Here is a 12,873-nt window from a genome sequence, read left to right on the forward strand (position 1 = left end):
AGTCAGCTTATCCCGCTTTCCCTAAGGCCATGCCTAATGGCTCAAAGTAAGCAATCAAAGCATTAAAGATACGCAGCCTATGCTGCTCATCGGGATAAGCCCCTTCCTTCGCCAACGCAGAATGGTGCGTGCCAGAGACTAAATAGGGATTTTGGATCCCTTGATAGGATTCGATGCAAGCTTCAAACGCGCGGGCCATCATTTCCGTCGGTTTAGCAAAATACTGCGCGCCATAACGCTTATCTAAGGCTATGGCGCGACGCACATAATCGCTTGGCTCCAAATTGTCCTCGGAGAGTAATGTCACCCTAAAAATTTCGGCCAACCGCTGATTGAGCGGATGCTCGATAAGTGGCAGATCCGCAAGCCAAAGATCGCTAGCACACTTAAAACGCCCCGAGACTCGTGAAAACGCCTTGAGTGCCACATAATGGTCAAAGGCATGCCAAAACTCATGGGCCAGCGCCCCAGCACCCGCATTTTTGGCTAACGCCAGCTCTCGCGCCCCTGGCGCATAGTGAGCCTGCACGCCCTTTTGTCCACCATGGCCAAAAGCAAGGCTTAGGGTTTGCCTCAACCCTAAAGTCAACGGCGGTAAATTGAGGATAAAAGCAAGATCGGCAAGCGAATCAAACACTAAATTCGCGGCAATCAATGACTCTTCCCGCGTAACCCAACGCCCCACACGTACATGGCTAAAACCAAAGGTTTGCTTTACATCCAGAAAGGTCATTTGCTCCCCGAAGCGATAATCGGGGCCATGGCGGGTATATTGCTGATGGAGTAACACTATCGGTTAAAGTCGTGGGTGAACATAGTATGGAAGTGATTCTATGTGAAAGCAGAATCGATTTATAGCTTCACAGACAACAATCTTACTTCTATTGAACCACCGCTAATTTGCTAAAGAACACTTCGAGGCTAAAGGGCTTTTGCATAAAGATCACCTCAGGGAACTGTGCCAAATCAGGGATCTCGTGGCGATCATTCGCTGATAGCATAAAGAACTGACATGCCCAAAAATGCTCAGCTTGGGCGATAACCATTTGCTTGATTAAGGCTAACCCGTCCGTATCCTTTAAGCGGTAATCGACAATCACGATAAATGGTCGCTGGGTGCTAAATAATCTTAAAGCCTCTTCAGCCCGATCAGCACTGTGAATATGCGTAAAATGCGACTCGAGCACACTACGGCAAATCTCAAGATTAAATAAATTATCGTCGACCAAAAGTAATGACTGCTGTGCATAGTGATTTGTTGGCACTGGCACCCCGCAATGCAATTGACAGGGAAAGCGCAACAGTACGGTAGTGCCTTGCCCTTCCTGGCTGCGTAAACGTAATTTCCCACCTATCTGCTCTAATAAGCGCTTACAGGTATATAACCCAAGCCCCATTCCTGATATGCCGTGACTTGATACCGATTGATAATTAAAGGGCTCATCCAAAGCCTGTTTTGCCCGCCAAGACATGCCTTCACCAAAATCGCGGATTAATATCCTTAACATGGGGGAAGTCGAAACTTGTAGAGATAACATGGGCAAATCCATATAACAATGCACTTGCTCGCCAGTACTGTATTTAAAGGCATTATTAATAATGTTAGTAATGAGTTGGAACAGTTTAGTGCCATCCAGCACCAGCCAGTCCGGTAAGGTATCACTAATAGTCACACTAAGGGTTTTACCTGAAGTGCTATTAAAGGCTCGATAGTATTCTTGAATTCGCTCGACATATTCCCGTAGGTTCACAGGGTGTTGGTCAAGCTGTAGCTTTCCCACCTCAGCCTTACTGTAATTTAAGGTATTTTCGGCAACTGAATAGAGTAAATTCGCTGACCAGATCATTTTATCGACGATCGTACTTAATGCTTTATCTTCTTGCTCTGCATGATGCAACCTTAATTGCGCCTCCTGTCGCGAGAGGGTTTTCTTTAACAGCTTGCTATAACCGAGTAATGCGTTAATTGGTGTTCGGATCTCGTGGTTAATACTGGCGAGTAACGCTAACTTAGAGCGGTTTTCGCACTCAATACGTTGTACTACTTGTCGATGCCTCGCTTTCACAAACCACAGCACTGAAAATGCCAGCCCGAGCGACGCAATAGAAAGGATAATCACCAAGATTTCAATCACTTCGGCACGAGGAACTTGGTAGTAAACCTGTAGATTAAACTGAGTCTGATATTCGCTCAGTACCACAAACTGCTCATCGGAATAAGTAAATAGCCGCCAAAAGCCTACTGCAGGAGGCTTGTCACAGGCTGAACTTCGCACTATCGAGTGCTCAAATTGATAGGTTACGCAAATGTTTTGTTCCTGATCGATGCGGGTCAAAATCCTTTTTTGCGAGATGGCATAGATAAGATAAGGCATGTTAGGTTCATCAATCTTAAGGGAGACGAGGAGATAATCCATTAATTGAGCCTGTAGCTCGCCTTGCTCAGTGCGATGCAGTTGTAGCCGTTGCAACTCGGAGAGTCGAGAAGGATCCGAGAGATACGCAAGTTGAAGATCCGGTCTTAAAGTAAAAGCCAGCGCCGATTTTATCCTCAATAGATCTTTAGCAAAGATTTCAAACTCTTGGGGTGACACCGCCTCTGATGCATGAAAAAACGATCTGAGCGCATCCAGCATTATGCGATGCTGTAAAAACATATCCTGAGATGAGGCGAATACTGCTTGAGCTTTTTTTTGATAAACCGCTTTAAACTCGTGGGTTGTATGGGCCAGAGTCAAACAAATCAATAGCAAGGTAACCAGTAATCCCGTTAACAAATGAATACTCGGAGTATATTTACTGCCCATGGTTTTCCTCCCGAACAACCTTAAGCAATAGTCTGACTCGCGCCATCAAGGGTTCGATGGATGTTATGCTTGGGACGGATAAGATCTCGTGTAAGGCGAGACAACGGGTTATACCTAAAAAACTATGTTTAAGTTCAGCAATACTCTCACCTAAAGTGAGTTGCATCAGTTGATGATGTAAACAGTCAAGTTCAGTGAGTAAGGCTCGCCTAAGCACTTGCTGTTGAACGGGGGAGTATTGGCTCATAAAAAACCATACTGCCCGCCGTACTTGAGGCTCCAATACATCACTGTGCATGCATTAATTCGCCCTGATATTGGCCTATCCAGTCAATAAGATATCGACCTTCAATGGGAGGGCTATACAAATAGCCTTGTGCCACATCACATCCTAGGGCAGTCAAAATAGCCTCAATGGCCGCTGTTTCTACCCCCTCTGCGACCACTTTGACATGCATCTTCTGCGCAAGGGCAATGGTTGACTCAACAATCAGATAATGTTGATGATTGATATCCATATCAGAGACAAAACTTTTATCGATTTTGATTTCTTTAAACGGAATAGCATCGAGGCGATCGTAGGTGGAATAGCTTTTGCCAAAATCATCGAGGGAAATATCAATATTGTTAATAATCAGCCGTGCAATTGAATTGAGCACTCTATCCTGATTGATGATCTCTTGGGATTCGGTCAACTCTAACATCAACCGAATACCATCATGATTCCGGCTTGATTCAATAATGTATTCAATCAACTCATCGCAGGTAAGATCGTCGGCAGTAATATTAATCGATAGTGAATACTTGGCTAAGAGAGGCTGACGTAACCAACATTGCAACGCTTGAGAAATCACCATACGAGTGAAAACGCTATTTAGGCCCTGCTGATTGATTAAGGGTAAAAACGCATCGGGGTAAATATACCCATGATGACGATCGCACAGTCGCGATAACACCTCAAACCCCACGATTTCCTGAGTGATTAAGTTAATCTTAGGCTGATAACAGAGGATCAACTGCTCATCTTTAAGTAGTTGCTGCACATTGATATTTGCATGCCGCTGACGTCGATTAGCCTGATTGTCTGGCTCAATATCTTCGGCTTCTGTTGCCAGTAATGGGGTTAAGATATCGCTCGCATTAACAGGTTTGGCAAACACGCCAACCAAGTTGAGTCTCAAGGTATGAATAATGCAATCAACCAATTCCAGTGTGCGTTTATCGGAGGAACTGATCACCGCAATAGGCACAGTCAGCCAACGAGGCGTTGTCGCCAGCATATTAATGACAGCGATACCATCCCCCTGCTCCATTTTTAAATCGATAATCACTAAGTCGAGTGATACATCCAGCGCCATCAGCAACTCTATCCCTTGGTTGCCATTACTCGCCTCATAAATATGGATATCGTCCTCAGCTAAATACCGATGAATATCTGCTTTGAGCGTCTCACGGATAAATTTTTGATCATCGATGATAAGTATATTCATATGCTGGTCCCTAACTGCATAAAGAAAATGGGATCGATTGTCTGTGACTTAGCCGAAGGAATGACAGACAATTTCAGCAAATTTCGATTCGCCATCACTTCGGTTCGACTTGCAAAAAAGGAGTAATTTTTTAAGGGTTTATGATAGTTATCTAAGGTTCGGATCTTAAAAAGCGGTAATTTAAACTGGGTGAGTTTACGCTTTAAGGCTTCATCACAAATGCTAAAACTTAAGTACTTGATCGAGCGACTTAAGGCCATCTTATGGAGGTAAACAGACATCATGTGGTTCTCAATATGTGGCGTCACCCCAAAGGATGAAAACACCATCAAGGTATCGGGAATCGACTGGGAGTGATGGCCTATGACTTCGAATAAATCCACCTCGTCATTCATAAATTCGAGCGCAACCTTAGCCTGAGTGCGGCAAAACAGACTATGCCCCACGATCTGCTCACCAAAACTAAAGGCGACCACCAGCGATAATCCGCAAATGAAGGGCTGAGTTAATTGACGATTCGTCAAGGAAAGCCGTGGATTACTCTCATAAACCAAGCTCAACTGCAGCAAGGTCATAAAGTTGTCATCCTGACTATCAATAAACTCGACGCGATAGGGTTTATTTCGATAGTAAGGATGTTCACTACGCTCGATACTGGACTCAAATAAATTGATCAGTGATAAGCCTTCATGGATAAACGTTTTATCTTCACGATAAATATCAAATAGTTCAGAGCCAAAAATTTCGACAATTTCCGCCTGCTTGGCCAATGAGGGAATATTCACCCCGCGTTCCCAGCGGCTGATAGTGATGGCATCTAAGGTATCGAACAAACAACTCTTTTGCCGTAGCTGGCAACATAGCTCTTCCTGAGACAACTGGTTTTCAGTGCGAGTGTGTTTTAAGAAATTGGAGAATGTCTGTGCACTAGTTTTGCTTGGATAGGAGATAGGCGTACAAATCATAACGTGTTCCATCAGTCTTTTTTATTTTCTCAAGCAGCTCCATATATGTCTCATGGTTCACATCATCTATTGGCTCTGGATGTCTTAGGGTATAAATAATCCAAATGCGTTGCTGTTCTTCCACAAAATAGAGCCCCGTGATTTTCTCTTCTTGCATCACTTGTCCCTCCATTTGCTCCGAGTCGTAACCATGCGTTTGCCACAGGAATTGCAGTATAAATGCCAGCTTTAACCTAAAACCATGGCACAGTAACATTGGACAACGAAAAAAAGTGTCTAGTGATACGTACGGTAATTTCGAGCAAATAACAACCAATAAAGCATGCAAAAAAAGCCGAGCTATTCTCGGCTTTTAATGGACGATAATGGAGCTGAGGCTATTTGTTATCTGCTCTAATGGAGAGAATAAATAGCAGTGATAGTGACGCCGAGATCAAAATATAACTACAGATCACCAGCGTAGTACCCGAGGGCAACAGCCAAATCAACAGACTGACTAAGGCACTTAAGAACAGACTCTCAATGGCATAATACAGAGCGGTTGCCAGCCCCGCAGAATGGGAAAACGCCGCTAAGGCACCATTAGCGGTTACGGCGCAGGTTAAGGCGATATGCACTCCGATGAAATACATAGGCAGCATAAAGCCAAGTAAACTCAGCCCATTTAGCCATTCCAGCCCATACAATAAGCCGCTACTTAGCATCATGCCAATCAAGCCTCTTAGCACAGTTCCCTGTGTGCCCCAACGTTTGACAAGATGCTTAACAAAGCGGGTGGTGATTATCATGACTATCGCAACCGAGCCAAACCACAGGCTAAAGGTCACCTTATCGAGTCCTAATTTGTCCATCAGTATGCTCGGTGATGCCGAAAAATAGACAAAGAAGGCCCCCATGGCCGTGGCGTAGGCCAAGGTATAGCCTAAAAACGCCTTAGCGCGAATGATGTTAAAACATCTCGACCACTCAAAGGGATGGGTCTGCGCTGGGCGGGTTTCAGGCCATTTCAGTAAGGCATGCAAGCCTACTAGGGCAGCAAATATCGCTAAGGTGTAGAAGATCCCTCGCCAATGCCAAAGCCCATCGATAAGCGAGCCAATAAAAGGTGCTACCACAGGCACGGCCGCGAGCACTGAGCCCATAATGGCATAGATAACGACGCCTTCTTCCCTATCGGCAAACACATCTCGCACTGTCGCAAATGCCGCCACTAGCACGGCCGAGGCGCTCAGTGCCTGGACAATCCGAAGGAGCAGAAACACACTGAAGCTGTCGGTCAATGCCATCGCCAAACTGGAACCTGCGTAAACTAAGGCTCCGGCAATCACCACTCGCCTGCGCCCTATTGCGTCGGATAGCGGTCCAAATAGCAACTGGCCTAAGCCTAAAATCGCCATATAGAGGGTTAAAGTCAGCTGCATTTGACCTTGGCTAACACTAAAACTCTGGCGAATATCATTGATGGCAGGCAGATACAGATCCATGCCAAGAGAAGCGAGTAAATCGAAGGGAATAAGTAATAGGAGTGAGTACGCAAAGGTATAATCCCATTTGCGGTCTTGCGGGTTTTGATTAAATTTTGTCATGTTAAAATCCAATTATTGCTATGAATGTTTACAGCGATAATTGGATAAAAGGCACCGCCCTCTTCATCTTTAACCTCCGTTTTTAACCTATCGAATAACTTATTACTGTTCTGGCTGCGGGCTTATTACAACGCCGGTTACCGCACGAGTCACCATGCCTCTTGCAGTACAAGATGGCGGATCATGGCACAAATCCCCCCTTGATTGCTATGACTAATTCCCCAATCAGCACCCAATCGCCACTGAGTTTATAAATGACTGAATATGCTTTAATTTGCATAAATAAAAATATAACTCCGGGGATTCTTCTAACCATTATGCAAAATCGCGAATATCCATTCAAAAACAGTTGAAATTGTTACTGTTTTGAGCCGTAAATACTTATCGCGCTTGCTTAGGCGAGCCAAAAGCGGAAATAGGCGGGTAATTGGCCGGTCCAGCGCTTGAAGGAACGTCTAAAATTACTGGCGTCACTGAAGGATAAGGAATGCGCAATGCTATTGGCATCCTGATCTGGTTCGGCGAGAAAATACAACGCTTTAATCAAACGGGATTCATCGACTAATTGTCCGTAACTCAGCCCCATCTCCCCAACACGCCGTTTTAACGTGGCAGGACTCATCTCTAACAATTGCGCAATTTCCGGCAGGCTTAATGCATTGTGCATCAATTTAAGGCGGATCCCTGCTGCTAATCCATGGCGAAACCCATGCGCGAGCAGGGCTTGGCGGGCATTCTTGGCCATCGTCAGTTGCGGCCCTAACACAGTACTCGCAAGCGGCTCGTTAAAATGGCGATCCAACGTTCCCGCCTGAGGGTGATCCCACGTTCCCGCATGAGGGTGATCCCAAGGTTGCAACGCAGCGGGCTTATTCGGCGGCTTTGTATATTTGGAGCCAGCAAAATCGATCGCATCGGTCTCTGAGTGACTTGCAAACAACAGAGGTTGGCACAACAGGGATTTTCCCATCGAAATTCGGCAAAGGGGCGCATCAAAGCTTAACTCAGTGCCGAAATACTTATAGTAATGGGCTAAGTTCGCTGGTGCGGGGTAAGGAAAACTGATACTGCCGCGCCAAGCTTGGCCAAGTAATTGTTTGCAGCATGCCGTGAGGGACGACAGGCTTAATTCGATGAAAAACTGTTTGTGCCGCTGCATACCTAAGTCGAGGCTTAATAGAAAGTGCCATTCCTGCTCTCCTTGCCAGCGCCAAGTTTGCAACCAAGGTTGTGTGAGCCAATGATATTTGTGCCAAAAATGCCCGAGCGACTGCAGATCCCGTGCGCAAAATATCCCCGCCGTGAGCGCGCCACTTTGGGATGGCAGCCACAGCTGACCCAATAAGAAACTTAAATCGCCACTTGGCCACAGGCATAAAGCATTGTCCAGCAGCCGAGATAACTGCTTTGGACTAATAAGGTGATCGGGTTTACGAATGTCTGCAGCAAAAATCCCCGTGCCCCGTAACAACTTATCACTATCGAGCCCACGCTGTTTAAAAAGCCCAACGATGCTCGCCACCAGCAATTGGCTATCGATACATTTATCCTGCCAAGTGGCGAGCGCGCGCATCAGTTAAGCTCACTCAAGGTAGACTGATTGAACGTGTTACTCGCTTGAGCCGGTGTGGCTGCAGGACTACGACTCTCTTTTTGCTGTGACATTTTTTGATTCAATAATTGCAGCAGCGTAGCGGCCTCTTCCTTGGCAGGCGTTTTATGCGTTTGCAACGGCAACACTTTAGGTGATGGCAGCGCCCAGACCACGGAGGCGCTACAACCGAACGCGCTAACACCTTGTTGTATCTGCTCCGCCATCACACTCACTAGGGCAGGAATCGCACCGCGCAACAGAATGATAAAGCGATCACCAGCGTAGCGGCAGACTAAATCCTGATTCCTAAGGGTTGAGCTTAACCACAATGCCAACTGCGACAAGAGCCTATCACCCTCTTCCACTCCTTGATTTTGGTTATATTGATGAAAATTATCGATATCAAGCATAATCAGACCAGATGATTGATTTTGCGATAATTGTTTTATTAAGTGATGTTCAAAGGCTTTAGCATCATTGAGCAAGGTTAAGCCATCGGTTAACTGGTGTTCGCGGTGAAATTGCTCCCGGGTTTGCAACTGGCGATTGACGACGGTTTGCTCATCACGCCATAGCCATAGACCACAGGTCAGCACCAGCAATCCAACTGGCGTCGGCATCTTTTCAAACCAGTTATACACTGGGATAGTTTTGACGATAAAAATCTCATCCAGCAAATCTAAATAGCAGCCCAAGCAGTAACTTGAGAGGCCAGCGATCAATAGATTTGTCACCCGGCCAGAGGGGCGAACAGACACTATCACCATCAACCAACACATACCGAGGATAAATAAGGCGCCCTCGGTGACGACATCAAACCAATCCACCGCCGCCACAGTCTTGGCCGTGGTGCTTTGCCAAAGAAACAGCGGCACGATAAAGATAATAAGCAGACTTAAGCCATAGACGCTGGCGAGCCGTAATGATTTTGCAGGAGTTCCCAAAGTACACACCTTGTTCTGTGAAGCCCAAATGGGGCAAATACAACGTTAATGCTTTATGGGATGGCAAGTTAGCGGGCTTTTATGACAACGCCGTGACGCCATTTAGTCGCGCTCAACTGATAAACATAAACAAATCAAACTTAATGTATTGAATTTAATAAAATAAAAATCTTAACCACATACTATTCGTGCCGACCACAGCGGCAAATTAGCTCAGGCACTTTTCAGTGGTACGGATAAAAAAACCATATTGAGCTGATTGATGCTGAACTCTATGTCTGCGCGGGCTTTACTAAACCTTTGCTGCATCTCTTTGCTTTTCGACCGACAGCGATATAACGCTTTATAAATAAAGCCATTATTGCCAATCATACTCTTCATATCTGCATCATTGCTGAGCGATTTTGATTAATCCATGCCTATTTTTTGCGGTGATGTTTCAGCGTCATTTTGGCTCACTCACGGTCGAAAACCGCCATTTTCGTCCGTTAACAACCGCCAAACACGGCAGCTCAATTATCCCGTCACAAATCTGACATTTTGCTCCCCTAACTTGGCCGCCATCACAAATAGGCCTTCACCCAAGGCTTGCAATAACACTCAACAGAAACAACTTAAACGGAACTCAAGATGCAATCTCGTACCCCACCATTACGACAAGAGTTACAACAAGGCTCCCAAGCGCCGCAAAAGCAGCACGCCATTCCTAAAACCCGATTGGCTGCACGTCTGTCGGCAATAAGCTTAGCCATGATGGTCGCAGGCTTTAGCACTAGCGCCCTTGCCGTTGGTAAGCTTGAAGGGCAAATTCGCGATAATGTCAGTCAACAACCCCTTGCTGGCGCGACCGTCACCTTAAAAGAGCTCAACCTGAGTCAACAGGCAGGCCGCGATGGCCGCTTCTTCTTTGTCGGCGTGCAAGATGGCGATTACACCTTAGTAGTCAACTACCTCGGTGCTATGCCGCTGGAACATAGCGTTAGCATTCGCGATAAACAAACCACGCTGCAAGATATCAACTTAAGCAGCCAAGATGTCGAGCATATTCGTGTCGTCGGCCAACAAGGCGCATTAAGTAAATCCATGAACCGCCAACGCGGCGCCGACAATGTACTGAGTGTGGTCAGCGCCGATGTGCTGGGGAATTTCCCCGACAGCAATATCAGTGAGTCGCTGCAGCGGGTGCCAGGGCTATCTATCGAGCGAGATCAGGGCGAAGGTCGTTTTGTGCGTGTACGCGGTATGGCGCCGGACTATAACTCAGTGTCGATGAACGGCACGCGCTTGCCGTCACCCGAGAGCGATCGCCGTGCGGTTGCCCTCGATGTAGTGCCATCGGATCTCTTGCAGTCGGTAGAAGTGAGTAAAACTCTAACGCCGGATATGGATGCCGATGCACTGGGTGGCGCCATTGAGGTTAAAAGTCTGTCGGCCTTCGATCGCGATGATACTTATCTCAACCTCAACGCCGAGGCGAGCCAAGATACCTTAACCGACAATACCAATCCCAAACTCGCCGCCAGCTACAGCGATATCTTTGCCGACAAGCTAGGGGTAGCCATAGGTGCCAGTTGGTATAACCGCGACTTTGGCTCAGATAACGTCGAAACCGGCGGTAAATGGGAATTTGCCGGGGATAACGGCTTGGAAGATGCGGCGCTTGAATCCATCGACGCGCGGGATTATGAAATCAATCGGGAACGTTTAGGCATAGGCGTGAACTTCGATTATCGCCCAAGTGATGATACCGATCTGTATCTGCGCACCCTTTACAGTGAGTTTGATGATACCGAAACCCGTAACAGCGCCAAAACTAAGTGGAAATCGCCGCAGCAAGCCAATGCCCTCAGCCAAGGCAAAACCACTCGCTCGCTAAAATCACGCACCGAGAACCAGAACATCACCTCCTTTGTACTGGGCGGTCAAACCCGCTTCGAACGCTGGACCTTCGACTATCAAGCGAGCCACAGCACCGCCAGCGCCGAAAAACCGCGGGATATCGCTGGCGCCGACTTTGTCGCCAAGATTGATAACACGGGCTTTAGCAATACCAAACAGCCACAGATTATCGCCCCCGAAGACTACTTTCAAAACGCTAACTTTGAGCTAGATGAGATTGAAATTGCCGCCTCCAAGGCCGAAGACACCATCAACAGTGGCCAACTGGATCTCACCCGCCAGTTAACCCTCGCGGATTACAGTGTCGAGCTAAAAACCGGGGTCAAGCTGAGTCGCCGCGATAAATCCAATCGCGAAGATATCTGGATCTACAGCGACTTAGGCGATCAAGGCGTGAGCGATGACGATTTGCTATTGAGTCAGTATGCGGGCAATGAGCTTGACTATGACCTCGGTCGCTTTGGCAGCGGGATCAATGCTGCGCCGTTATGGCAGCTTATCGATAGCCTCGATGCCGACAGCAATCGCGATGATATCGAGTCCACCATTAACGATTTTGATATCAGCGAAGATATCAACGCCGCCTACCTGATGGGCCACATCGATATCGATAAACTGCGTATCTTAACTGGGCTGCGTTTCGAGCAAAATCAATGGGATTCCAGTGGCTATGGTTATGATGGTGCCAAGGGCGAATTTATCGACATCAAGCACTCCCGCGATGAGGATCATTGGCTGCCCGCACTGCACCTCACTTACCGCTATAGCGACAATACCGTGCTGCGCGCTGCCTGGACCAACACCTTAGTCCGCCCGACGTTCGGCCAATTAGCGCCGGGATATTTGCTCGAAGAGGATGATGGCGATATCGATTTAACCTTTGGCAATCCACAGCTGAAGTCGCTCGAATCGATGAATTTTGACTTAAGCCTAGAGCACTACTTCGGCAATATCGGCTTAATTTCGGCGGGGTTGTTTTACAAAGATATCGACAACTTTATTTATCAGGCGGATTTAGCTGGCCGTGGCGATTATGTGGATGCCCATAGCGCCGTGACCTTCGTCAATGGCGACAGCGCCGACATCTACGGCGTGGAACTCAGCTATGTGCAAGAGTTTAACTTTTTGCCCGAGCCCTTTAATGCACTGGTGCTCAACTCTAACCTTACCTACACGGATTCCAGCGCCAAGATCAGTTGGCTGGAGGATGGCCAGTTACTGAGCCGCGATATTCCGATGCCAAGTCAATCGGATCTCACCGCTAACCTATCACTTGGCTATGAAAACAGTTACGCCAGTGTCTGGTTATCGGCGGCCTATAAATCCGAATATTTACAGGAAGTCACTGAGCTCAGTGATGAGCGCTACGATCTCTATCAAGACAATCACTTGCAGTGGGATTTTGTCGCCAAGGCCCATTTAACCAGCAATTTAACCTTGTATTTCAAAGGGGTGAATCTGACCGACGAGCCCTACTACAGCTACACGGGTGACAGTGCTTACAACGCCCAATACGAAGCCTATGGCCGCACTTTCCAGTTAGGCGTGCAGTACACCAACTATTAATCACCTATTGAATAAGAACAAA

Annotated in this window: 10 protein-coding genes; 1 reads left to right on the top strand and 9 read right to left on the bottom strand. The window is 47.0% G+C overall.

Annotated features, from left to right (window positions below; genetic code table 11):
* Window positions 1-7: 7 nt before the first annotated feature.
* The 9 genes from SHEWANA3_RS11605 to SHEWANA3_RS11645 all read right to left on the bottom strand — a co-directional run bounded on the left by SHEWANA3_RS11605 (window position 8) and on the right by SHEWANA3_RS11645 (window position 9,395).
* Window positions 8-790, bottom strand: a complete 783-nt coding sequence (locus SHEWANA3_RS11605; protein WP_011717150.1) for a CLCA_X family protein — start codon at window positions 788-790, stop codon at window positions 8-10.
* Window positions 791-881: 91 nt separating this feature from the next.
* On the bottom strand, window positions 882-2,807 hold the full coding sequence (locus tag SHEWANA3_RS11610; protein ID WP_011717151.1) for an ATP-binding protein: 1,926 nt from the start codon (window positions 2,805-2,807) through the stop codon (window positions 882-884).
* Entirely contained in the window at window positions 2,797-3,054 is a 258-nt protein-coding gene (locus SHEWANA3_RS11615; RefSeq protein WP_166485355.1) for a hypothetical protein, read from the bottom strand. Before SHEWANA3_RS11615 ends, SHEWANA3_RS11610 begins: the two co-directional genes overlap by 11 nt.
* 40 nt (window positions 3,055-3,094) lie before the next feature.
* On the bottom strand, window positions 3,095-4,297 hold the full coding sequence (locus SHEWANA3_RS11620) for an EAL domain-containing response regulator (protein WP_011717152.1): 1,203 nt from the start codon (window positions 4,295-4,297) through the stop codon (window positions 3,095-3,097).
* Window positions 4,294-5,262 (bottom strand): helix-turn-helix domain-containing protein, encoded by a 969-nt coding sequence (locus SHEWANA3_RS11625; protein ID WP_041412648.1) that lies wholly within the window; start codon window positions 5,260-5,262, stop codon window positions 4,294-4,296. Before SHEWANA3_RS11625 ends, SHEWANA3_RS11620 begins: the two co-directional genes overlap by 4 nt.
* Window positions 5,225-5,422 carry a hypothetical protein gene (locus tag SHEWANA3_RS11630; RefSeq protein ID WP_166485356.1) on the bottom strand — a complete coding sequence of 66 codons (198 nt, stop codon included), beginning with the start codon at window positions 5,420-5,422 and terminating at the stop codon, window positions 5,225-5,227. Before SHEWANA3_RS11630 ends, SHEWANA3_RS11625 begins: the two co-directional genes overlap by 38 nt.
* Window positions 5,423-5,639: 217 nt before the next feature.
* Complete coding sequence (locus SHEWANA3_RS11635; RefSeq protein WP_011717155.1) at window positions 5,640-6,848, bottom strand: multidrug effflux MFS transporter; 1,209 nt, start codon at window positions 6,846-6,848, stop codon at window positions 5,640-5,642.
* 394 nt (window positions 6,849-7,242) lie between these two features.
* Window positions 7,243-8,421 carry an AraC family transcriptional regulator gene (locus tag SHEWANA3_RS11640; protein WP_011717156.1) on the bottom strand — a complete coding sequence of 393 codons (1,179 nt, stop codon included), beginning with the start codon at window positions 8,419-8,421 and terminating at the stop codon, window positions 7,243-7,245.
* Entirely contained in the window at window positions 8,421-9,395 is a 975-nt protein-coding gene (locus tag SHEWANA3_RS11645; RefSeq protein WP_086017256.1) for a GGDEF domain-containing protein, read from the bottom strand. The genes SHEWANA3_RS11640 and SHEWANA3_RS11645 overlap by 1 nt, the downstream gene beginning before the upstream one ends.
* Before the next feature lie 621 nt (window positions 9,396-10,016).
* On the opposite strand from SHEWANA3_RS11645, the gene SHEWANA3_RS11650 reads away from it, so the two are divergent.
* Window positions 10,017-12,851 (top strand): TonB-dependent receptor, encoded by a 2,835-nt coding sequence (locus SHEWANA3_RS11650; RefSeq protein WP_011717158.1) that lies wholly within the window; start codon window positions 10,017-10,019, stop codon window positions 12,849-12,851.
* Window positions 12,852-12,873: the final 22 nt, after the last annotated feature.

Origin of the sequence: Shewanella sp. ANA-3 (assembly GCF_000203935.1) — a bacterium.
Taxonomy (GTDB): domain Bacteria; phylum Pseudomonadota; class Gammaproteobacteria; order Enterobacterales; family Shewanellaceae; genus Shewanella.

Bases quoted from the DNA above. Each gene is read 5' to 3' on its own strand.
- SHEWANA3_RS11610 (WP_011717151.1), bottom strand. From the start codon at position 2,807: ATGGGCAGTAAATATACTCCGAGTATTCATTTGTTAACGGGATTACTG.
- SHEWANA3_RS11615 (WP_166485355.1), bottom strand. From the start codon at position 3,054: ATGAGCCAATACTCCCCCGTTCAACAGCAAGTGCTTAGGCGAGCCTTA.
- SHEWANA3_RS11620 (WP_011717152.1), bottom strand. From the start codon at position 4,297: ATGAATATACTTATCATCGATGATCAAAAATTTATCCGTGAGACGCTC.
- SHEWANA3_RS11625 (WP_041412648.1), bottom strand. From the start codon at position 5,262: ATGATTTGTACGCCTATCTCCTATCCAAGCAAAACTAGTGCACAGACA.
- SHEWANA3_RS11635 (WP_011717155.1), bottom strand. From the start codon at position 6,848: ATGACAAAATTTAATCAAAACCCGCAAGACCGCAAATGGGATTATACC.
- SHEWANA3_RS11640 (WP_011717156.1), bottom strand. From the start codon at position 8,421: ATGCGCGCGCTCGCCACTTGGCAGGATAAATGTATCGATAGCCAATTG.
- SHEWANA3_RS11650 (WP_011717158.1), top strand. From the start codon at position 10,017: ATGCAATCTCGTACCCCACCATTACGACAAGAGTTACAACAAGGCTCC.